A 22,126-nucleotide genomic window follows, 5' to 3' on the forward strand; every position below is an offset into this window, starting at 1 on the left:
CCGATCATTTCGCCTGCGCGGGCGACTTCACCGCGAACGGCGTGTCGAGCGTTTCGCCGTCGGAGAACTTCAGGCGCAGGCGCACGGTGTCGCCGGGCTTGATCGCATGCTTGGGCTCCTCGAGCATGAAGTGATAGCCGCCCGGTGCGATGTCGACCTTGCCGCGAGCGGGAATCGTCAGCTTGTCGACCATTTCCATTTTCTGCGTCGAGCCGTTCGACACGGTCTGATGCAGCATCGCCATCCCGTAGTCGGGGCTGTCGACGTCGACGAGATCGACCGGCTTGTCGCTTGTGTTCACGAGCGTCACGTAGCCGCCGGCCGGCAGCTTGTTCGGCAGCCAGCGCACCCACGCGCCCTGCGCGGTGATCGCGCCGGCGGCGTACGCATGGGCGCCGGCGCAGAGCGCGGCAATCGCGGCGAGCATCTTGAAGGTCGTCTTGTTCATGTCGTTCATGTCGTCATTCAGGTTGCGGAAGCGGTGTCGATGATCCGGCGCACGTCGGCGGCGATGGCGTCGGGCGAGTCGCGGTCGGTCGCGAGCAGCCGCGCGCGGCCGTTCGCGTCGAACACGTAGACGGCGGAGCTGTGCGTGACTTCGTAGCCGCCGGACGGGTCGCGCTTTTCCATCTGATACGCGACGCGATAGCGTTTCGCGAGCGATTCGATCTGCCGGTCGGTACCCGTCAGCCCGCGCGCGTGTTCGGCATCGAACGCGTTGACGTAGGACTGCATCGCCTGCGGCGTGTCGCGTGCGGGATCGACCGATACGAACAGGATGCGGACGGCGTTCGCCTGCGGACCGAGCTTCGCGAGCACTTCCATCAGCCGCGCCATCGTTTCCGGACAGACGTCCGGGCAATGCGTGTAGCCGAAGTAGACGAGCGCGACGCGGCCGCGGAATGCGGCGGCATCGACGGGCCGGCCGTCGCCGCCCGTCAGGTCGAACGACAGGTCGGGCAGGTGGCCCGTGACGTCGGTGAGATGCCAGCGCGCTTCGTCGTGCGTGCACGCGGCGAGCGCCGCCGCAACGGCCAGCGCCGCGGCGGTGCGGATGAAGCGGGAAAGGCGCCGGTGCGGCGCGGGGCGGGCAGACGACATCCTGGGGCTCGATCGGACGGAACGGTCGCCGGCCGGCGCGGCGCCATGCGTCGCGCGGCGGCGGTTGCGACTGTAGCGCAATTCGCGCACCCGCGTCCTTTCGAAACCCGTACGGCGCGCGCGAGCGGGGCAATATGTCGCAGTGGGGCGCGGCAGCCGGCACGGCGCTTGCGTCACGCCGGTTTCGCCCATCTCCGCGCGCCGACGCGGTAAGATGCGCACAATTCCATTCGCGCAGCGGCGGCCCGGCGGGCCGTCCCTCAGACATCGAATCGATGCAATCCGTTCCGGCCTCCCTGTCTCTGACCGATACCGCGTTCTTCTTCGACTTCGACGGCACGCTCGTCGAGCTCGCCCCGACACCCGACAGCATTCACGTGCCGCGCGCGCTGCCGATGCTGCTCGACGAGCTGCGACGCCGCTCGCACGGCGCGGTCGCGATCGTGTCGGGCCGCGGCATCGACAGCATCGATGCGTTCCTGAACATGTCCGACCTGCCGGTCGCCGGCCTGCATGGCGCGGAGCGGCGCGACGCGAACGGCGATACGCAGCGCATCGGCTTCAACGACGCGCGACTGCTGCGCATCGAGCGCGAGCTCGCGGCCGTCGTCGAGCGCCATCCCGGCATGCTGCTCGAGATCAAGGGCGCGGCCGTCGCGCTGCACTACCGCAATGCGCCCGAGCGTGAGCCGGCCGCGCGCGAGGCAGCCGAGCGGCTCGTCGCCGAATACCCGGACGCCTACGTGCTGCAGCCCGGCAAGATGGTGTTCGAGATCAAGCCGAAGGGGGTCGACAAGGGGCGCGCGCTGGCCGCATTCCTCGACGAGCCGCCGTTCGCGGGCCGCGTTCCGCTGTTCGCCGGCGACGACCTGACCGACGAGAAGGGCTTTGCGCTCGTCAACGCGCGCGGCGGGCTGTCGATCAAGATCGGCGCAGGCGAAACGTCGGCGCGCATGCGGCTCGATTCGGTCGACGCGCTGCATGCGCAGATCGCGCGCTGGCTCGGTGCGGGGCAGCCGGGCGCATGAGTCGACTGATCATTGTTTCGAACCGCGTCGCCCCGATTTCGGAAGGCGAACCGGCGGCGGGCGGGCTCGCGATCGGCGTCTACGATGCGCTGAAGGAGACGGGCGGCATGTGGTTCGGCTGGAGCGGCGAAGTCGTCGCGTCCGGTGCGCCGCAGATCCGCGTCGAGGAACGCGGGCCCGTGACGTTCGCGACGGTCGGCCTGTCGCGTCGCGATTACGACCAGTACTACCGCGGCTTCTCGAACGCGACGCTGTGGCCCGCGTTTCATTACCGTGCGGATCTGATCCAGTACGATCGCCACGAATTCGACGGCTATCGGCGCGTGAACGTCTGGCTCGCGCAGCAGCTCGTGCCGCTGCTGCAGGACGACGACGTGATCTGGGTGCACGACTATCACCTGATTCCGTTCGCGCGCGCGCTGCGCGCGGCCGGCGTGAAGAACCGCATCGGCTTTTTCCTGCACATCCCGTTTCCGGCCGCGCAGGTGCTCGTCAACGTGCCGCCGCATCGCGAGCTTGTCGAGTCGCTGTGCGCGTTCGACCTGCTCGGCTTCCAGACCGAACCGGATCTGCGCGCATTTTGCGACTACATCGAATTCGAAGGCGGCGGCGAGATCGCGCGCGACGGCCGCACGGTGCGCGTGCAGGCGTTCGGCCAGACGCTGCATGCGGCCGCTTATCCGATCGGCGTGTATCCGGACGAGATCGCGTCGCTCGCGCAAGCCGGCGAGAACGGCAAGGCAGTGCGCACGCTCGCGACGTCGCTGCGCGGGCGGCAGCTGATCATGAGCGTCGATCGTCTCGATTATTCGAAGGGGCTCGTCGAACGCTTCCGTGCGTTCGAGAAACTGCTCGAGCATCAGGCCTCGTTCCGCAATCGCGTGTCGTTCCTGCAGATCGCGCCGTCGACGCGCGCGGACCTGCGCGCCTATCAGGACATCCGCTTGCAGCTCGAGGCGGAGTCGGGTCGCATCAACGGCCGCTATGCGGAACTCGACTGGGCGCCGATTCTCTACATCCACCGGCAGTACGAGCGGCAGGTGCTGGCCGCGTTGTACCGGCTCGCGCGCGTCGGCTTCGTCACGCCGCTGCGCGACGGGATGAACCTCGTAGCGAAGGAATACGTGTCCGCGCAGAACCCGGACGATCCCGGCGTGCTCGTCCTGTCGCGCTTCGCCGGTGCCGCACGCGAGCTGACCGGCGCGCTGATCGTCAATCCGATCGACGTCGAGGGCATGGCCGACGCGCTGTCGCAGGCGCTGACGATGCCGCTCGCGGAGCGCCGCGCGCGTTACGCGGACATGATCGCGCAGCTGCGCGAGAACAACGTGTCGGTGTGGCGCGACCATTTCCTGCGCGATCTGCAGGGGTAGCGGGCGCGGAGGATCGGTCGCTGGACGGTGCCGCGCATCGGAGTCGGCTGCGCGGCACCGTCGCCACTGCTTGCATGCACCGAGTATGCAGAGCGCGCGATGACGCAGCCGTTATCGCGTCGGTCGTAGTGTCCGCAGAGGCTTTCGCATTCATTCGGCCGTGTCGCCACTGCGTTTCGAATCACCGAACGGGACGAGACTTTTCATCCGCGATCGATCGCGATCGAACATCGAAGAGACAGTGAGGGAATCCCGGCCGGCGCTCGATCGGCAGCGGCATCGAACGCGCCGCTGCGCGCAGTGCGCCGCCGCGGCGTTTTTCGGTTGATCCGACCGCGCGCGCGTCAGGCGACGCGTTCGCCGGTCGGCGTGCCGCCGTCGATCGGATGATGGCGGCCGTGTTGCTTCGCGAGCAGGTCGCGGTACAGGCCGGGACGGTTGCGCAGCAGCTCCGGCGGACCGTCGTCGATCACCTTGCCGTTGCTCATCACGATGATCCGGTCGAAGTTGCGCAGCGTCGAGAGCCGGTGCGCGATCGCGATCACCGTACGGCCGACCATCAGCCGGTCGAGCGCGCTCTGGATCGCTTCTTCCGACGCGCTGTCGAGCGCCGAGGTCGCTTCGTCGAGCAGCAGGATCGGCGCGTCCTTCAGGATCGCGCGCGCGATCGCGATGCGCTGGCGCTGACCGCCCGACAGCTTCACGCCGCGATCGCCGACGATCGTATCGTAGCCTTCCGGCATCGCCTCGATGAACTCGGCGCAGCGCGCGTCGCGTGCGGCGGCGAGCACTTCCTCGCGGGTCGCCTCGGGGCGGCCGTACGCGATGTTTTCGTAGATCGTCCGGTGCAGCAGCGAGATGTCCTGCGGCACGAGCGCGATCGCCTGACGCAGGCTGTCCTGCGTGATCGTCTTCACGTCCTGGCCGTCGACCTTCACGACGCCGCCCTGCGTATCGTAGAAACGCTGCAGCAGCGCAAGCACGGTCGACTTGCCGGCGCCCGACTTGCCGATCAGGCCCACGCGCTGTCCGGGCTCGATATGCAGGTCGAAGTGGTCGAGGATCGCGCGGCGGTGCGGATACGCGAACGTCACGCGCTCGAAGTCGACGCGTCCGCCCTGGGCCGTCAGCGGCACTGCGTCAGAGCGGTCGGGCATCCCGTGCGGCTCGAGCAGCGTCTTCACCGCTTCGGACAGCCGCGCGATGTGCTGCGTGACGTCGACGAGCGCGACCGCGAGATCGCGCGTGCCGTGCAGGATCGTGAAGCCGAGCGAGCTGACGAGCACGATGTCGCCGGAGGTCGCCTGGCCGCGATCCCAGAGCCACAGCGCCCAGCCGAGCAGGCCGGCCGACAGCATCGCGGTGATCACCGCATGCAGCAGCCGCAACTTTTCGAGATACAGCAGGCTTTGCTGGCGCGCTTCCATTTCGGCCTTGACCGTCTCGCTGAAGCGCTTCTGTTCGCGCAGCGTCATGCCGAACGCGCGTACGAGGCCCATGTTGCCGATCACGTCGACGAGTTCGCCGTCGACGGCTGCGGCCTTGGCCGCGAACGCGTGGTGGCGCGCGGAGCCGCGCCCGGCGAGCTTGAACAGCACGACCGCGAGCACCGCCGAGCAGCCGAGCAGGCCGGCGGCCATCAGCGGATTGACGACGACGATCATCAGGATCGCGCCCATCACCGCGATGCACGGCGGCAGCACGTTCCACGCCATCGTGTTCTCGGACGTATACACCGCGTTCGACGTCGCGGTGATGCGGCTGGCGAGCGTGCCGGGCTGCTTCTCCGAGTAGTAGGTCGGCGAATGGCCGATCAGATACTGGAACAGGTCGCGCCGCAGATCGCCGGTGACCGCGACGAACGTATGCGCGGCGACCCAGCCGCCGACGCGCCACAGCAGGTTGTCGGCCGCGATCAGCCCGACGAGCAGCGCGAACGCGCTCCACAACGGGCCCGGATGATGACGCCCGGTCGCCAGCACGTCGATCAGGTGCTTGATCGCATATTGCGAACCGAGCGCACAGCCGACGGCGGCCAGCACGCTGCCGAGCACGACGAGGTGCGCGAGCGGGTGCAGGCGGATATAGCGGAACAGGAACGCGAGCGGCCGATGCGCGTAGCTCGACAGCTTCGCGTTATGGGCGTTGCGCTGGGCGGGGGTGAGAGATTCCAAAATATGCGTGCGGTGATTCGGTGATTGAGCGTTGCGGCCGGATCGCAGGCCGGCCGTCCCACCCGGACGTTAATCCGGCATTGTAAACAACGGCCACGTGCGACGCTGCGCGAATCTTGCGACCGCGTGCGGCCCGCGATCAGTTTTGAGATAAAATTCGGCATCTCGTCCTGTGTCGCACAGACGGTGCCGCCTGCCAGAACAGGACCGCGGGAGTGCCGAAGGGCCTTCCACTCTAGAACGGACACCGACGTCCGCGCGTTGCAAAGTGTTGCGCCTTTGTAACAAAGTAAAGTGTTTGAAATGTCGTACGCCGTATTGGGATAAACCCTAGATAATCGGCCTCGGGTTGGATTCCAGGTTTATTTACGAACCCCTGTCAACGGGACTTCGTTTCAAACGTTCTAAGCCTGTCGCGTCACCGGCGCTCATCGAGCCGCGCGGTTTCGACGCTCGCGGCAGGCCGGTTCGTCCGATGGTCGGACGAAACGCATCCAGCCCGGATCGCCGATAGGTCGCCGCCCAAACCTGGTTTTTTGCCGAATTTTTAGGAGTTACGCATGCGAATCGCCCAAATCGCTCCGTTGCATGAAGCGGTTCCCCCGAAGCTGTACGGTGGTACCGAACGGGTGGTGTCCTATCTGACCGAAGCGCTCGTCGAGATGGGTCATGACGTCACGCTCTTCGCGAGCGGCGATTCGCAGACTTCCGCGAAGCTCGAAGCGGTGTGGCCGCAGGCGCTGCGCCTCGATCCGACGATCCGCGACGTGATGGCCCCGCACATGCTGCTGCTCGAGCAGGTGCGCCGCCGCGCGGAAGAGTTCGACGTGCTGCATTGTCACATCGACTACTACCCGTTCTCGCTGTTCTCGCGCCAGCCGGTCCCGCATCTGACGACGATGCACGGCCGTCTCGACCTGCCGGAACTGCAGCCGATCTTCAACGCATTCAGCGACGTGCCGGTCGTGTCGATCTCCGACAACCAGCGCATCCCGCTGCCGCAGGCGAACTGGCTGTCGACCGTCTACCACGGCCTGCCGGAAAACCTGCTGACGCCGATCCCGAACGTGAAGCCGAGCTACCTCGCGTTCCTCGGCCGCATCTCGCCGGAAAAGCGCGTCGACACGGCCATCCGCATCGCCGAGCAGGCCGGTCTGCCGATCAAGATCGCGGCGAAGCTCGACAAGGCCGACCGCGCGTATTACGAAGAGAAGATCAAGCCGCTGTTCTCGCTGCCGCACGTCGAGTACATCGGTGAAATCAGCGAAGCCGAGAAGACCGAATTCCTCGGCAACGCGCACGCGCTGCTGTTCCCGATCGACTGGCCGGAGCCGTTCGGTCTCGTGATGATCGAGGCGATGGCGTGCGGCACGCCGGTGATCGCGTTCAAGCGCGGTTCGGTGCCGGAAGTGATCGACAACGGCGTGTCGGGCTTCGTCGTCGAAGACGAACTGTCGGCCGTCGCCGCGCTCAAGCGTCTCGATACGCTGCCGCGCGAGCAGGTTCGTGCCGCGTTCGAAGCGCGCTTTACCTCGAAGGTGATGGCGCAGAACTACGTGAAGAGCTACGAGGAACTGCTGCGTCAGAAGCGCCGCACCGTGCTGCGCGAAGTCAACGCAAGCTGATTCCGGCTGCCGGCCCGCTGCGGTGTCCGGCCGTCCTCGACGCCCCGTCCGGGTTTGCCGGCGGGGCGTTGTCATATCCGCGGCGCGGATCTGTTGTATTCTCGCCGCGCCCGAGCGTGCGAAGGGCGACGGATGCGGCCCGGCATGCGTTCCGGCCGTCTGTCCAGACGGTAATGTCCCTATAATGGCCGAGCCGCGAAATCCGGCCCCGCACGATCATCGAGAGGAGAGCAGTCTTGGCGAGAACGAAACCCACGCGCGCAGCGCCGGCCCCCGGCGCCGGAGTGATCTTCGCGTTGCGCGCGATCGGTGTCGTGCTGTTCGCGCGCTGGCTGTTCTCGATGTCGCAGATGGGCTATCGCGCGTCGCTGTCGGCGATGATGTCGTCGCCCTGGGCGTTCGTCTATCTGCTGCTGATCTTCCTGCTGCTCGTGCAGCCCGGCGCCGCCGCGCGCGCCGAGCGGCCGTTTCATCCGCTGCCGCAATGGCTGCGTCAGGCGCTGCGGTTTTTTGCGCTGATCGGCTTTCTGTTCGCGATCTGGTCGATCGGCGCGTTCGTCTGGGTGGCCGGCTGGCGGCGTGCGCTGCATGCGGTCACCGCGACCAACGGCTGGCTGGTTGCCGCGCCGGTGCTGTATGCCGCGGTCGTCTGGATCTGCCGGCCGCGTCCGCTGTGGCGGACCAACGTGGCCGCGCGCCGCTTTGCGATCGGGCGCTATGCGATTTCGCTCGATACGCTGACGCGCACCGCGATCGTCTGGATGGAAAGCCGCAAGGTCGGCCAGTACGACGCGCGCGAGCTGTCAGTGCGCTGGCCGGGGCGCAGCACTTCGGCGGCTGGTAATGGGTCGGGCGGCGTGCCGTCGGGCGGCGCTCCGTCGGGCGGCGTGCCGTCGCAGGAACCGCCGGCGCGCGTGCGCGGCGGTCTGTTCCGGCGGCCGAAGGTCGAATTGCTGTGGGATTCGCCGGCCGCCGTCGGCCATAACCGGCAGATCGTGATGCGCGTCCCGCTCGCGACCGAAGGCGACCGCGTCGCCGCGCTCGCGCTCGACGCCGCGCTCAAGCAGATCGTCTGACACGCCTGCGCACCGGCGCGGGCTCTCGAGGGGGCACGATGATCGTTCGTTGGTTGCTGGCTGCTGTTCATCTGAGTGCATTCGGCGTCGCCTTCGCGGCGATCGCGGCGCGCAACCGTGCGTTGCGGCGACTCATCGCATCGGCGCAGGCGGTCGATCTGCCCGGCGTGTTCAAGGCCGACACGGTATGGGGCCTGTCCGCGCTCGTCCTGATCGTCACCGGCCTGATGCGCGCGTTCGGCGGCTACGAGAAGGGCAGCGCGTATTACCTGCACGCGCCGTTCTTTCACCTGAAGATGACCGCGCTCGTGCTGATCCTGGTGCTCGAGATCGTGCCGATGCTCGGCCTGATCCGCTGGCGCATCGCCGTGCGGCAGCAGCGCATGCCCGATATCGGCCGCGCACGCACCTACGTGCAGATCGGCCACTGGCAGGCCGTGCTCGTGATCGTCATCGTGTTTGCGGCAGCGGGGATGGCGCGCGGCGTCTGGGCGGCGGGCTGATCGTCAGGCCGGGCGCTCGCGGCCCGGCAGTGTGGCGGCAGTATGCGCGACGGCCTGTGGCCCGCCGGCATCCGGCGCATGCGCGGCGCGGCTCGCGCGCCGCGCGCAGCAGCGTGACGCGCGTGTCGCTCGCACGACGCGCTCACGCCGGTCCGTCCCGGCCCGCGGCGCTCAGCGCACGAGGCACGGGCGCTTGTTGTCGAAGGTCCAGCCCGGAATCAGGTACTGCATCGCCGCCGCGTCGTCGCGCGCGCCGAGGCCGTGCTGCTTGTACAGCTCATGCGCACGCGCGACGGCGTCCATGTCGATGTCGACGCCGAGCCCCGGCCGCTTCGGCACTTCGACAAGCCCGTTCTCGATCTTCAGCGGCTCGCGCGTCAGCCGCTCGCCGTCCTGCCAGATCCAGTGCGTGTCGATCGCTGTCACGCGGCCCGGCGCCGCCGCCGCGACATGCGTGAACATCGCCAGCGACACGTCGAAGTGGTTGTTCGAATGCGAACCCCACGTCAGCCCCCAGTCGCGGCACATCTGCGCGACGCGCACCGAGCCCTGCATCGTCCAGAAGTGCGGATCGGCGAGCGGGATGTCGACCGCGTTCAACTGCACCGCGTGGCCCATCTGCCGCCAGTCGGTCGCGATCATGTTGGTCGCGGTCGGCAGGCCCGTCGCGCGGCGGAATTCGGCCATCACCTCGCGGCCCGAATAGCCGTTCTCGGCGCCGCACGGGTCTTCCGCGTACGCGAGCACGTGATGCAGGTCGCGACAGAGGCGCACGGCCTCGTCGAGCGACCATGCGCCGTTCGGGTCGAGCGTCACGCGCGCGCTCGGGAAGCGCTCGGCGAGCGCGGTGACGGCCTCCACTTCGCGCGCGCCTTCGAACACGCCGCCTTTCAGCTTGAAGTCGTTGAAGCCGTAGCGCGCGTGCGCGGCTTCCGCGAGCCGCACGACCGCTTCCGGCGTCAGCGCGGGCTCGTTGCGCACGCGCGTCCAGTCGTCGCTCGCGTCGCGGCCGTCGCGATACGGCAGCGCGGTTTTCGTGCGATCGCCGACATAGAACAGATAGCCCAGCATCTCGACGCTTTCGCGTTGCTGGCCTTCGCCGAGCAACGCCGCGACCGGCACGCCGAGATGCTGGCCGAGCAGGTCGAGCAGCGCGGCTTCGAGCGCGGTGACCGCGTGGATCGTCGTGCGCAGATCGAACGTCTGCAGGCCGCGGCCGCCGGCGTCGCGGTCCGCGAACGTGCGGCGCACCGCATTGAGCACGGCCTGGTAGTTGCCGACCGGCTGACCGACGACGAGCGCGCGCGCATCGTCGAGCGTGCGGCGGATGCTTTCGCCGCCCGGCACCTCGCCGACGCCGGTGCGGCCGGCGCTGTCCTTGAGGATTACGAGGTTGCGGGTGAAGAACGGGCCGTGCGCGCCGCTCAGGTTGAGCAGCATGCTGTCGTGACCGGCGACCGGGATCGCTTGCAGGTCGACGATGCGCGGCGTATCGGAGGAGGGCGAGGCAGTGACGGCGTTCATGGCGGCGATGGCGATAAGGTAGGCGGTGCCGCACGGCAAAAGCTTTGCCGCGCGTGGCGGGAGGTGCGATCATTCGACAACCGATGTGCGCGGGCGCCGTAGCGGTCGCTAAGCGGCGCATCGCCAAGCGTGACGGGGCGCCAATGTCAATGCAGCCGAGGCCACGCGTCGCGATCATCAGTCATCGGATGACTTGTGACGCAGTATAATGAAACCACGGCTTTCGCTCAAACCCCGCGTAAACCCTCGGCTCACACTACGATCATTCAGAAAGGAACCGGCCTCATGTCCGTGCCTACGCTTCCCGCAGCGCCGCGCCGTCGCGCGCGCAGCCTTGCACAAGATGTCGTCGACGCGCTGACCGCGCAGATCGAAAACGGCACGCTGCGCCCTGGCGACAAGCTGCCGACCGAAACCGAAGTGATGGCGGCGCAGGGGGTGAGCCGCACGGTCGTGCGCGAGGCAATCTCGCGGATGCAGGCGAGCGGCCTGATCGAGACGCGCCACGGAATCGGCAGCTTCGTGCTCGAACCGTCGCGCCGCCAGGCGCTCGGCATCGACCCGGCGACGATCACGACGCTGCGCGACGTGCTCGCGGTGCTCGAACTGCGCATCAGCCTCGAGAGCGAGTGCGCGAGCCTCGCCGCGCAGCGCGCGACGGATGCCGATCTCGCCGCGCTGCGCCGCGCGCTCGACGCGATCGCGACGGGCTCCGGCGGCGGGCGCGACACCGCGCAGCTCGACTATCAATTCCATCTGCAGATCGCGCAGTCCACCGGCAACCGCTATTTCGTCGACATCATGACGCAGCTCGGCGCGTCGATCATTCCGCGCACGCGCGTGAATTCCGCGCGCTTCGCCGGCGACGACCTCGAGCGCTACGTCGGCCGCCTGAACCACGAGCACGAGGACATCTACGAAGCGATCGCGCGCCACGATCCGGAGGCCGCGCGTGCGGCGATGCGCACGCATCTGACCAACAGCCGCGAGCGGCTGCGCCGCGCGCACGAGGCCGCCGAGGCCGAGCGCGACACGCAGGCGAACTGAGGCGCGCGCAACGGCGCGGCGCAATCGCGCGTCGTGCCGGGCCGCGCCGCCGCTGCGTCACGCCGCAACATCAGTCATCGTACAAGACCGACCGCTTCACCGCATCGTGGAGACGGGCGGCCCGCGTCAGGGCGGCCCGCGCCGCCCGTCCCCCGGACCGCCATCCCGATCAGCCTCCCTTCGTGACGATCGTCTTCCACGCGCCGTTCTTCACCTGATACAGCGTCGACATCCCGCTCTTCAGCGAGCCGTCCTTCGCGAACGAGATGCGCCCGGTGATGCCCTCGAAGTCGATCTTCTTCAGCGCCGGCCGATAGACGTTCGGATCGGTCGAGCCGGCCGCCTGCATCGCCTTGATCGCGGCCCACGTCGCGTCGTAGCCGAACTGCGCGTACGACAGCACGTCGACGCCGAAACGCTTCTTGAACCGCTGCTCGAAATCCTTGCCCTGCGGCAGCTCGTCGAGCGGGCGCCCGTACTCCCATGCCATCGCGCCTTCGGCCGCCGGGCCGGCGATCTTGATGAACTCGTTGTCCTTCACGCCGCCGCCACCGACGAATTGCGCATTGAGCCCGAGCTGGCGCATCTGCTTGATGAAGTTCGCCGCGAGCGCGTCGAGGCCGCCGAAGAAGATCAGGTCCGGGTTCTTGCCCTTCAGGCTCGTGATCTGCGCGCGGAAATCGACGGCCTGGTTGTTCGTGAACTCGCGCGCGATGATCGTGCCGCCGGCCGCCTTCACGGCCTTCTCGAACTCGTCGGCCTCGCCCTGACCGAATGCGGTGCGGTCGTCGACGATCGCGATGCGCTTCGCCTTCGTCACCTCGACCGCGTATTTGCCCGCGTTGCCCGCGTTCTGGCCGTCGGTCGCGATCACCATGAACATGTTGGCGAGCCCGCGCGACGTGAGCGTCGGGTTCGTCGCGGCCGGATCGATGACGGGGATGCCGGCCTTGTCGTAGACGACCGACGCCGGAATCGTCGTGCCGGAATTGAAGTGGCCGACCACGACCGACACGTTCTTGTCGACGAGCGCCTGCGCGGCTTGCACGCCGACGCGCGGGTCGGCCTGATCGTCCTGCACGATCAGGCTGAAGTGCGCGGGCTTGCCGGCGATCTGCACCTTCTGCGCGACCGCATCGTCGAGCGCGAGCTGCACGCCGTTCTGCAGATCCTTGCCGTAGCCGGCGTTCACGCCGGTCAGCGGGGCGGCGAAGCCGACCTTCACGTCGAGTTCGTCGGCCGCCTGCGCGGCCTGTTGCGAGAAGAGGGCAAGCGCGGATGCAATCGACACGGACAACAATGAATGGCGAAGTTTCATGTTCGATCCTCTTGTTCGACACCGGCGGGTGGGCACCGCACGCGGCCGGGCGCGTGCGGCGGACGGGCGGTTCGACCGCTTCTCGGAATCGGGCGCAGGGCGGCGGGACGGCGCTCGGAATGACCCCGCGAGGCTCCGGAGGAGCCCCGATCGCCTCGATATATAGGTCGCCGAATTGCGTGGGTCTTGGCAGTTCGACACGCATTCCGTGCGGATTTGCGCATAGCTTCCGCGCCGGCGCGTGCGGCCGGTATCGGGATATTCCCGCCGCGAACGGGCGGGGAGGGTGCGAATGCAACGGATGCGCGGGCGCACCGCAGCCCGTCCGGGCCGCGGTGCGACGCCGCGCTTAGCCGGCCGATGCGTCGGACAGCGCGTCCGACGCCGCGCCGGCGCCCGTGCCGGACGCGCTCGTGCGGATCAGCGGATCGCTGGTGCTCGCGCGGCCCGTTTCGACGTGGCCCGCGAAGCGGCGCAGGAAGCCGAGCGGCTGCCCGTCGCTGACGGTCAGGTCGTACCAGCCGTGGCTGCCGCGCAGATCCCAGTAGTCGTCGACGTGCGCGCCCGGCGCGAGCTCGAACGTGCGCGCGGCGCCGCTGCCGTACGCGTTCGTCACCGTGAGGCGCACCGTGCGGTGTCCGCGGTTCATGAGGCGCAGCGTGATGTTGCCGTTCGCGACGTCGTAGCCGTAGATCGCTTCCGGGTTCGCGTCCGCGTGGCCCACGCCGGTCGCGAACGGGCCGCGGAAATGGCAGTAGAAACCGTTCGGGCCGTACACGTCGAGGTCGTACCGGCCGAGCGACGGCGCGGCGCTCCACGTATCGGCGATGCGCTTGCCGGCTTCGACGGTGTACGTCCACGGGCCGTCGACGCGGTTGCGCGACTGCACCTGGAACGCGGCGCCCGCGCGGCCCGTATTCGCGAAGTTCAGCCGGAACCGGCCGGCGGCCGGCTCGACGCGGCCGTGCACGAACAGCTCGTACGGCAGCGCGCGCGCCGGGCGCAGCCCGGGCTCCTGCGTCGGCAGCGTCTGCAGCACCGGCGGCACCGGGATGTAGTCGGGATGACGATTGCGGTCGGCCGGCGCGTATGCGCTCGTGTCGGGCAGCGTCGGCCAGCTTGCGTCGGGCGTCGAGAAGTCGAACGCGGACGTGAGATCGCCGCACACCGCACGGCGCCACGGCGAAATGTTGGCCGCCTTTACCGCGTACTGCGCGCCGAAACGCGCCTCGATGAATTGCAGCAGCGAGGTGTGATCGAAGGTCTGCGAGCAGACCCAGCCGCCCTTGGTCCACGGCGACACGACGAGCATCGGCACGCGCGGCCCGAGCCCGTACGGGCCGGCCATGTGCGACGCGTCGCCGGCGAACACCTCGTTGGTCGTCGCGACGGTCGACAGCCCGTTGTCGCGCGACTGCGGCGCGAACGGCGGCGGCACGTGGTCGAAGAAGCCGTCGTTCTCGTCGTACGTGATGAAGAGCGCAGTCTTGCTCCAGACGTCCGGGTTCGACACGAGCGTCTTCAGCACCTGCTCGATGTACCACGCACCGTAGTTCGCCGGCCAGTTCGGATGCTCGGAATACGCTTCCGGTGCGCAGATCCAGGAGACCTGCGGCAGCGTGCCGTTCTTCACGTCCTGCTGCAGCACGTCGAACAGCGTGCCGCCGGCGCTGACGTTCGTGCCGGTGCGCGCGTTGTCGTACAGCGGCGTGCCCGGCAGCGCGGTGCGGTACTGGTTGAAGTAGAGCAGCGAGTTGTCGCCGTAGTTGCCGATGTACGGGTTCTGCGTCCAGCCCCACGAGCCGTTCGCGTCGAGGCCGGTGCCGACGTCCTGGTAGATCTTCCACGACACGCCGGCCTGCTGCAGCGCTTCCGGATAGGTCGTCCAGCCGTAGCCCTTTTCCTCGTTGCCGAGCACGGGGCCGCCGCCGATGCCGTCGTTGCCGACGTAGCCAGTCCACATGTAGTAGCGGTTCGGATCGGTCGAGCTCGGGATCGCGCAGTGATAGGCGTCGCAGATCGTGAACGCGTCCGCGAGCTGATAGTGGAACGGAATGTCGTCGCGCTGCAGGTACGCCATCGTCGTCGTGCCCTTGTTCGGCACCCACTGATCGTAGCGACCCTTGTTCCACGCCGCGTGCATGTCTTGCCAGCCGTGCGGCAGATCCTGCAGGAACTGCATCCCGAGCTTGTCCGCGCCCGGATGGAACGGCAGCAGTTCGGCCGCGCCGACCGGCTGATGGAACACCGACTTGCCGTTCGCGAGGCGCAGCGGCCGCGGATCGCCGAAGCCGCGCACGCCGCGCAGCGTGCCGAAGTAATGGTCGAACGAGCGGTTCTCCTGCATCAGGATCACGATGTGTTCGATGTCGCGGATCGTGCCGGTGCGGCGGTTCGCGGGAATCGCGAGCGCGTCGCGGATCACGGGCGGAAACAGGTTCAGCGCGGCGGCGCCGGCGGTGCCGGCGGCGAGGCGCAGGAAATCACGACGGTTCGATCGGGTCATGGTCGTTATCGTGCGGTAAAGGGAGGGCGCCGGTTGGCGGGACGGGCGGCGGCGCGCCCGCGCCGCGATAGCCTGCCGCGGGTCGTGCCGCCGCGAGCATAGCGGGGTTTCGGTGTCATTCATGTGAAGCCCGGAAACGTTTGCATGCGGGCTCCGCGTCGCGGCGAACGCACGGCCGATCGGCGGAAATGGCGGTGTATGCGACATGAAGCGATCGCGCGGGAGGGCAGGACGAGCCGCACGGTGTGCAGCGCGCGGCGAGGAGGTGCGAACGTCAGGCGTCGGTCACCCACGCGCCGAACCATTCGCTCGGGCGCGCGATTTCGTCCTGCGCGGCGATCAGTTCGAGTTCGTAGCGGCGCGCGTCGTAGGTCGCCTTGACGACCGCGTGCACGGCCGCGAGCGTGTGCTCGAACGCGGCGCGCACCGAGTCGCCGCGCAGCCGGCGCGCGACGAAGATCGCGCTGGTGAGGTCGCCGACGCCGACCGGATGACGCGGAAACGCATACAGCGGACGCTGGCCAATCCACGCTTCGGTCTCGGTGACGGCCAGCATGTTGAAGCGGTCGGCGGGGCTGTTGCGGTCGTGCAGATGCTTGACGAGGATGATCTTCGGGCCGCGCGCGATCAGCGTGCGGCATGCGTCGACCGCTTCGGCGACGGTCTCGATGCGTCGGCCCGCGAGTTTCTGCAGCTCGGTGTGGTTGGGCGACATGCCGTCCGCGAGCGCCGGCATTTCGTTGACGATGAATTCCTCGACGCCGGGCTCGGGCCGGATGCCGCCCGTCTGGCCCATCGCGGGATCGCAGAAGTACCACGCGTTCGGATTCATCGCCTTCACGGCGCGCACGATCTCGACGGTCGCGCGCGCCTGCGCGGGCGAGCCGGCGAAGCCCGACAGCACGGCGTCGCAGCGCTTGAGCGCGCCGATCGCGGCGATCCCGTCGACGAGCTGCTCCATCTTCGCGGCGTCGATCGCGCTGCCGGCCCAGTGGCCGTACTGCATGTGATTCGACAGCTGGACGGTGTTGAGCGGCCAGACGTTGACGCCCAGGCGCTGCATCGGAAACACGGCCGCGCTATTGCCGGCGTGGCCGTAGATGACGTGCGACTGAATGCTGAGGACGTTTTTCATGGGAATTCGCCGGCTCGCGTTTCAGGGTCACGTCACACGATACCCGAGTTCGCCGCGCGCGCGGAAGTCGCGCGGCGCACGGTGTTGCGCGCCGTCGTCAGCGCGACCCGCGTAGAATCGCGGGGCACGGCGCTGCCCGTGCGTGTCCAATTACCGTGAACGCCATGTTTTCGACTCGCAAGATGTTGTCCGCCGTGCGAGCCGCGCTCGTCGGCGCGGGCCTCGCCGCCGCGTGCGCGACGGCCGTCGCGGCCACCGTGCCGGCCGCGGCCGGCAACGACGGGCCCGCCTACGGTCCGCGGCTGGAAGGCTTCGACTATCCGGCGCCGCTGCACCGCTACGCATTCGTGTCGCAGCGCGAAACGCTCGAAATGGTGTACCTCGACGTGCCGCCTGCGCATCCGAACGGCCGCACGGTCGTGCTGCTGCACGGGAAGAATTTCTGCGCCGCGACGTGGGAAGACACGATCGGCGTGCTGAGCCGCGCCGGCTACCGCGTGATCGCGCCGGACCAGATCGGCTTCTGCAAGTCGTCGAAGCCCGAGCGCTACCAGTACAGCTTCCAGCAGCTCGCGCGCAACACGCATGCGCTGCTCGAGTCGATCGGCGTGAAGTCGGCCACGCTCGTCGGCCATTCGACCGGCGGCATGCTCGCGATGCGCTATGCGCTGATGTATCCGAAGGCGACCGAGCAGCTCGTGCTCGTGAACCCGATCGGTCTGGAGGACTGGAAGGCGCTCGGCGTGCCGCCGCTGTCGGTCGACTATTGGTACGCGCGCGAACTGAAGACGTCGGCGGACGGCATACGCCGCTACGAGCAGGCGACCTACTACGCGGGCAAGTGGGCGCCGTCGTACGAGCGCTGGGTGCAGATGCTGGCGGGCATGTACCGCGGGCCGGGCCGCGACATCGTCGCGTGGAATTCCGCGCTGATCTACGACATGATCCTCACGCAGCCGGTCGTCTACGAGCTCGGCGCGATCCGCGTGCCGACGCTGCTGCTGATCGGCGACAAGGACACGACGGCGATCGGCAAGGACGTCGCGCCGCCCGACGTGCATGCGAAGCTCGGCCGTTATCCGGAGCTCGCGAAGCGCACGCAGGCCGCGATTCCCGGCGCGCAGCTCGTCGAATTTCCGACGCTCGGACACGCGCCGCAGATCCAGGATCCGGACGCCTTCCACAAGGCGCTGCTCGACGGGCTCGACGCGGTGCGCACGCCGTAACGCGCAGCCGCGGCGTGCGGCATGCGGCCGCGCGCATCTCGGCAGCGGCGCCCGGCGCCGTTGCTATCGCCGCTCGCTCGCGAGCTCGTCGCGGATCTGCGCGGCCAGTTCGAACGAGCGCAGCCGCGCCGCGTGATCGTAGATCTGCGCGGTGATGATCAGCTCGTCCGCGCCCGTTTGCGCGATCCGGTCGCGCAGCTTGTCGCGCACCGTGTCGCGCGAGCCGACGGCCGCGAACGACAGCGAATGCGCGACGTTCGCGAGTTCGAGTTCGTTCGCCTCGAGCACGTCGACCGGCGGCGGCAGCTTGCCGGGCGTGCCGCGCCGCAGGTTGATGAACTGCTGCTGCAGCGACGTGAAGAGGCGCCGCGCCTCGTCGTCGGTATCGGCCGCGAACACGTTGACACCTACCATCGCATACGGCTTCGGCCACGCGGCCGACGGCCGGTACTGCGCGCGGTACACCTCGAGCGCGCGCATCAGATAGTCGGGCGCGAAGTGCGACGCGAACGCGAACGGCAGGCCGAGCATCGCGGCGAGCTGCGCGCTGAACAGGCTCGAGCCGAGCAGCCATACGGGCACGTCGAGCCCCGCGCCGGGCACCGCACGCACGCGCTGGCCGGGTGCCGGCTCGGCGAAGTAGCGCAGCAGTTCGGCGACGTCGTCGGGGAACGAATCGGCGCTGCCGATCAGGTCGCGGCGCAGCGCGCGCGACGTCGTCTGATCGGTGCCCGGCGCGCGGCCGAGGCCAAGATCGATGCGCCCCGGATACAGCGACGCCAGCGTGCCGAACTGCTCGGCGATCACGAGCGGTGCGTGATTCGGCAGCATGATGCCGCCGGAGCCGACGCGGATCGTCTTCGTGCCGCCCGCGACGTGGCCGATGACGACCGCGGTGGCCGCGCTCGCGATGCCCGGCATGTTGTGGTGTTCGGCGAGCCAGTAGCGTCGATAGCCCCAGCGCTCCGCATGTTGCGCGAGATCGAGCGTATTGCGGAAGGCCTGTGCGGCGTCGGCGCCGGCGGGAATGGGGGCGAGGTCAAGAACGGAAAACGGTGTCATCGGGTGCCTTCGAAGGGGGAGGGGCGCGGTGATGTGCGCACGCAACAGATCCGTCGATTTTGCCAAAGGGTTCCGGAACGCGCTGGCGCCGCCGCGATACCCATGCCTGCAGCAGGGCCGCGCGCGAAGCGCCGGCGATCGTTGCAAAAATCAATCCAATCGTCGTTTTGTTACGAATCTTTACCGCGATTGGCGGCGAATCTGCATCGGCATACAAATCTGCACGAAAGGTTTGATTTTCAAGACTGCAATACGCCTGCAAAGCGCTTACGCTAACGTGAACGTGGCCATATCGGAGCCCTTCGTCGACCGTACAGCTTTGCTGGAATCGCACCAGTCCGTTTCGCGCGGTGCCACGCGCGGACGCGTGCAGACTGTTAAAATCCGGCGCCTGTCCATCTCGTGCCGAAGGCAATCCATCCGATTTTTCCGCGCCGGACGGCATGCGGAAACGCCACGCTGAACGGGGCACGGCCGCCTTGCGCGGACCGGGCCGTGCCGCCCCAAACACTGAGGTCGCTGGAACAAGGAGTCGGGTCGTGCCCGCGTTTGTCGCTGTCGGAATATCCCATCATGTGCCGTGCGGCCGGATCGGCCGCCACGCGGCCGGCTTCGTCGGAGGGCGCCGCCCATGACGACGCCCGCCGTGTCACTGCTCGACTGGCTGCTGATCGCGTTCGCGGCGGCGGCGGCCGCTTACGCGCTGCTCGCGGCATTCGCGCCGCGTCCGCGCGTCCCGCGCACGGCCGCGCGCGACGGCGCCGAACCGGTCAGCGTGCTCAAGCCGCTGTGCGGCGCCGAGCCGCATCTGTACGAGAACCTCGCGACCTTCTGCGAGCAGCATCATCCGCGTTACGAGGTGCTGTTCGGCGTCGCGTCGGCGGGCGATCCGGCGATCGCGGTCGTCGAGCGGCTGCGCACCGCGTATCCGGATCGCGACATCGCGCTCGTCGTCGACGCGCGCGTGCACGGCACGAATCTGAAGGTCAGCAATCTGATCAATCTCGCCGACCGCGCGAAATACGATCGGATCGTGATCGCAGACAGCGACATCGCAGTCGCGCCCGACTATCTCGAGCGCGTGACGGCGCCGCTGGCCGACGCGTCGGTCGGCGTCGTCACGTGTCTGTATCATGCGCGCAGCGTCGGCGGGTTCTGGACGCGCATCGGCGCGCAATTCGTCGACGCATGGTTCGCGCCGTCGGTGCGGATCACGCATCTCGGCGGCTCGAGCCGTTTCGGCTTCGGCGCGACGCTCGCGCTCACGCGCGACACGCTCGAGCGGATCGGCGGCCTGCGCGTGCTGAAGGACGAGCTCGCCGACGACTTCTGGCTCGCCGAGCTGCCGCGTCGCCTCGGGCGGCGCACCGTGCTCTCCGAGGTCGAAGTCGCGACCGACGTGATCGAGGCGTCGTTCGGCCCGCTCTGGCATCGCGAGACGCGCTGGCTGCGCACGATCCGGTCGCTGAATCCGGCCGGCTTCGCGTTCCTGTTCATCACGTTCACCGCGCCGTGGCTCGCGATCGCCGCGGCGCTCGCGCTGAAGCTCGACGGCACGGTCGCCGGCACGGCGGCCGGCGTGGCGGCGGTTGCGGGCACGTTCGGCCGGCTCGTGTTGCACGCGCGCGGCGAAGACGGCTGGCGCGCGTACTGGCGCGACCTGCCGCTCGTCGCCGTGCGCGACACGCTGCTCGCGCTCGAATGGCTCGTCGCCGCGTTCGGTACGCAGGTCGTGTGGCGCGGCGCGCGCATGACGGTGGTCGGCGGCGAACGCGCGGCGGCCGCCGTGGAAGGCGGCGACGGTCGCTAGCGCCGCATCGGATACAGGCAGGCGGGCGCGGCCCGCCTGCCGACGGAATACGGCCCGGCAGCGGGCCGCCATGCGTGGCGAGCGACGCTGCCGCCGCGCGACATCACGGAGTAGCGGGCGGCCGGTACGGCGGCCCGCGGTTTTTTTGACTGAATCGTTGAGACGAATCGAACTATGCAGGCTACCGGAGCATTCATGAAAACGCTGTTCTTGCAGGCCCCGTCCTACGACGGCTTCGACGGCGGAGCCGGCTCGCGCTATCAGGCCAAGCGTGAAATCCGTTCCTTCTGGTATCCGACCTGGCTCGCGCAGCCGGCCGCGCTGGTGCCGGGCAGCCGCGTCGTCGATGCGCCCGCCGACGGCCTGTCGGTCGAGGAAACGCTGAAGATCGCGAACGACTACGACCTCGTGATCATCCATACGAGCACGCCGTCGTTCCCGACCGACGCGATGTTCGCGCAGGACCTGAAGAAGATGAAGCCGTCGATGCTGGTCGGCATGGTGGGTGCGAAGGTGATGGTCGATCCGCACAACTCGCTGACGGCGAGCGACGCGATCGACTTCGTCTGCCGCGAGGAATTCGACTACACCTGCAAGGAGCTCGCCGAAGGCAAGCCGTTCGCCGAGATCAAGGGCTTGAGCTGGCGCGCGAAGGACGGCTCGATCGAGCACAACGAAGCGCGTCCGATCCTCGAGAACATGGACGAACTGCCGTTCGTCGCGCCCGTCTACAAGCGCGACCTGAAGATCGAGAATTACTTCATCGGCTATCTGAACTATCCGTACGTGTCGATCTACACGGGCCGCGGCTGCAAGTCGCGCTGCACGTTCTGCCTGTGGCCGCAGACGGTCAGCGGCCATCGCTATCGCACGCGTTCCGTCGAGAACGTGCTCGCGGAAGCGAAGTGGATTCGCGACAACATGCCCGAAGTGAAGGAACTGATGTTCGACGACGACACCTTCACCGACGATCTGCCGCGCGCGGAAGCGATCGCCATCGGACTCGGCAAGCTCGGCATCACGTGGTCGTGCAACGCGAAGGCGAACGTGCCGTACAAGACGCTGAAGGTGATGAAGGAAAACGGGCTGCGTCTGCTGCTCGTCGGCTTCGAATCCGGCGACGACCAGATCCTCGTGAACATCAAGAAGGGCGTGCGCACCGATTTCGCGCGCCGCTTCAGCGCGGACTGCAAGAAGCTCGGCATCAAGATCCACGGCACCTTCATTCTCGGCCTGCCGGGCGAGACGAAAGAGACGATCAAGAAGACGATCGAGTACGCGAAGGAAATCAATCCGCACACGATCCAGGTGTCGCTCGCCGCGCCTTATCCGGGCACGACGCTCTACAAGCAGGCCATCGAAAACGGCTGGATGGAAGAGAACAAGACGATCAACCTCGTCAGCAAGGAAGGCGTGCAGCTCGCCGCGATCGGCTATCCGCACCTGTCGCGCGACGAGATCTATCACCATCTCGAGCAGTTCTATCGCGAGTTCTACTTCCGTCCGTCGAAGATCTGGGAGATCGTGCGCGAGATGCTGACGAGCTGGGACATGATGAAGCGCCGTCTGCGCGAGGGCGTCGAATTCTTCCGTTTCCTGCGCGCGCACGAGGCCTGAT

The 22,126-nt window shown here is 68.0% G+C and carries 18 protein-coding genes; 9 read left to right on the top strand and 9 right to left on the bottom strand.

Annotation, left to right across the window (positions count from 1 at the left end; genetic code table 11):
- Positions 1 to 4: 4 nt before the first annotated feature.
- Positions 5 to 448, bottom strand: a complete 444-nt coding sequence (locus NP80_RS18645; RefSeq protein WP_172488738.1) for a copper chaperone PCu(A)C — start codon at positions 446 to 448, stop codon at positions 5 to 7.
- A 17-nt stretch (positions 449 to 465) separates the two neighbouring features.
- Positions 466 to 1,101: an SCO family protein gene (locus NP80_RS18650; RefSeq protein ID WP_035946038.1), complete on the bottom strand. Its 636-nt coding sequence runs from the start codon at positions 1,099 to 1,101 to the stop codon at positions 466 to 468.
- Between the two features lie 275 nt (positions 1,102 to 1,376).
- Here NP80_RS18650 and otsB point away from each other — a divergent pair, with 275 nt between their 5' ends.
- Together otsB and otsA are read left to right on the top strand one after the other, a co-directional pair.
- Positions 1,377 to 2,129 carry a trehalose-phosphatase gene (otsB, locus tag NP80_RS18655; protein WP_006409241.1) on the top strand — a complete coding sequence of 251 codons (753 nt, stop codon included), beginning with the start codon at positions 1,377 to 1,379 and terminating at the stop codon, positions 2,127 to 2,129.
- Positions 2,126 to 3,502 carry an alpha,alpha-trehalose-phosphate synthase (UDP-forming) gene (gene otsA / locus NP80_RS18660; protein WP_006409235.1) on the top strand — a complete coding sequence of 459 codons (1,377 nt, stop codon included), beginning with the start codon at positions 2,126 to 2,128 and terminating at the stop codon, positions 3,500 to 3,502. The genes otsB and otsA overlap by 4 nt, the downstream gene beginning before the upstream one ends.
- A gap of 344 nt (positions 3,503 to 3,846) precedes the next feature.
- Here the strand turns inward: otsA and NP80_RS18665 are convergent, their stop codons facing one another.
- Positions 3,847 to 5,676 (bottom strand): ABC transporter ATP-binding protein, encoded by a 1,830-nt coding sequence (locus tag NP80_RS18665; protein WP_006401234.1) that lies wholly within the window; start codon positions 5,674 to 5,676, stop codon positions 3,847 to 3,849.
- Between the two features lie 560 nt (positions 5,677 to 6,236).
- Here NP80_RS18665 and NP80_RS18670 point away from each other — a divergent pair.
- The 3 genes from NP80_RS18670 to NP80_RS18680 all read left to right on the top strand — a co-directional run bounded on the left by NP80_RS18670 (position 6,237) and on the right by NP80_RS18680 (position 8,880).
- Positions 6,237 to 7,301, top strand: a complete 1,065-nt coding sequence (locus NP80_RS18670; protein WP_006401233.1) for a glycosyltransferase family 4 protein — start codon at positions 6,237 to 6,239, stop codon at positions 7,299 to 7,301.
- A 236-nt stretch (positions 7,302 to 7,537) separates the two neighbouring features.
- Complete coding sequence (locus NP80_RS18675) at positions 7,538 to 8,377, top strand: hypothetical protein (protein ID WP_035946031.1); 840 nt, start codon at positions 7,538 to 7,540, stop codon at positions 8,375 to 8,377.
- 38 nt (positions 8,378 to 8,415) lie between these two features.
- On the top strand, positions 8,416 to 8,880 hold the full coding sequence (locus NP80_RS18680; RefSeq protein ID WP_006408154.1) for a DUF2214 family protein: 465 nt from the start codon (positions 8,416 to 8,418) through the stop codon (positions 8,878 to 8,880).
- A gap of 171 nt (positions 8,881 to 9,051) precedes the next feature.
- Here the strand turns inward: NP80_RS18680 and gudD are convergent, their stop codons facing one another.
- Entirely contained in the window at positions 9,052 to 10,404 is a 1,353-nt protein-coding gene (gudD, locus tag NP80_RS18685) for a glucarate dehydratase (protein ID WP_035945916.1), read from the bottom strand.
- A 285-nt stretch (positions 10,405 to 10,689) separates the two neighbouring features.
- Here gudD and NP80_RS18690 point away from each other — a divergent pair, with 285 nt between their 5' ends.
- Positions 10,690 to 11,451: a FadR/GntR family transcriptional regulator gene (locus NP80_RS18690; RefSeq protein WP_006401228.1), complete on the top strand. Its 762-nt coding sequence runs from the start codon at positions 10,690 to 10,692 to the stop codon at positions 11,449 to 11,451.
- Between the two features lie 169 nt (positions 11,452 to 11,620).
- Here the strand turns inward: NP80_RS18690 and NP80_RS18695 are convergent, their stop codons facing one another.
- From NP80_RS18695 to pdxY, 3 genes are all read right to left on the bottom strand, one after another.
- Positions 11,621 to 12,769: a branched-chain amino acid ABC transporter substrate-binding protein gene (locus tag NP80_RS18695; protein ID WP_006401226.1), complete on the bottom strand. Its 1,149-nt coding sequence runs from the start codon at positions 12,767 to 12,769 to the stop codon at positions 11,621 to 11,623.
- 349 nt (positions 12,770 to 13,118) lie between these two features.
- Positions 13,119 to 15,275 carry a phosphocholine-specific phospholipase C gene (locus NP80_RS18700; protein WP_006409083.1) on the bottom strand — a complete coding sequence of 719 codons (2,157 nt, stop codon included), beginning with the start codon at positions 15,273 to 15,275 and terminating at the stop codon, positions 13,119 to 13,121.
- Between the two features lie 274 nt (positions 15,276 to 15,549).
- A complete protein-coding gene (pdxY, locus tag NP80_RS18705) occupies positions 15,550 to 16,410 on the bottom strand; it encodes a pyridoxal kinase PdxY (RefSeq protein WP_006401223.1) in 861 nt (286 codons plus the stop codon).
- A 164-nt stretch (positions 16,411 to 16,574) separates the two neighbouring features.
- Between pdxY and NP80_RS18710 the strand changes: the two genes are divergently transcribed.
- On the top strand, positions 16,575 to 17,636 hold the full coding sequence (locus NP80_RS18710) for an alpha/beta fold hydrolase (protein ID WP_035489328.1): 1,062 nt from the start codon (positions 16,575 to 16,577) through the stop codon (positions 17,634 to 17,636).
- A 63-nt stretch (positions 17,637 to 17,699) separates the two neighbouring features.
- On the opposite strand, the gene NP80_RS18715 is transcribed toward NP80_RS18710, so the two are convergent.
- Positions 17,700 to 18,698, bottom strand: coding sequence for an LLM class flavin-dependent oxidoreductase (locus tag NP80_RS18715; protein WP_006401221.1), 999 nt, complete (start codon positions 18,696 to 18,698; stop codon positions 17,700 to 17,702).
- A complete protein-coding gene (locus NP80_RS30950) occupies positions 18,676 to 19,143 on the bottom strand; it encodes a hypothetical protein (protein ID WP_140401766.1) in 468 nt (155 codons plus the stop codon). The genes NP80_RS18715 and NP80_RS30950 overlap by 23 nt, the downstream gene beginning before the upstream one ends.
- A gap of 186 nt (positions 19,144 to 19,329) precedes the next feature.
- Between NP80_RS30950 and hpnI the strand changes: the two genes are divergently transcribed.
- Together hpnI and hpnJ are read left to right on the top strand one after the other, a co-directional pair.
- Positions 19,330 to 20,508, top strand: coding sequence for a bacteriohopanetetrol glucosamine biosynthesis glycosyltransferase HpnI (gene hpnI, locus NP80_RS18720; protein WP_006401220.1), 1,179 nt, complete (start codon positions 19,330 to 19,332; stop codon positions 20,506 to 20,508).
- A gap of 174 nt (positions 20,509 to 20,682) precedes the next feature.
- Positions 20,683 to 22,125: a hopanoid biosynthesis associated radical SAM protein HpnJ gene (gene hpnJ, locus NP80_RS18725; protein WP_306300585.1), complete on the top strand. Its 1,443-nt coding sequence runs from the start codon at positions 20,683 to 20,685 to the stop codon at positions 22,123 to 22,125.
- Position 22,126: the final 1 nt, after the last annotated feature.

This window comes from Burkholderia multivorans ATCC BAA-247, from assembly GCF_000959525.1.
Lineage (GTDB): Bacteria > Pseudomonadota > Gammaproteobacteria > Burkholderiales > Burkholderiaceae > Burkholderia > Burkholderia multivorans.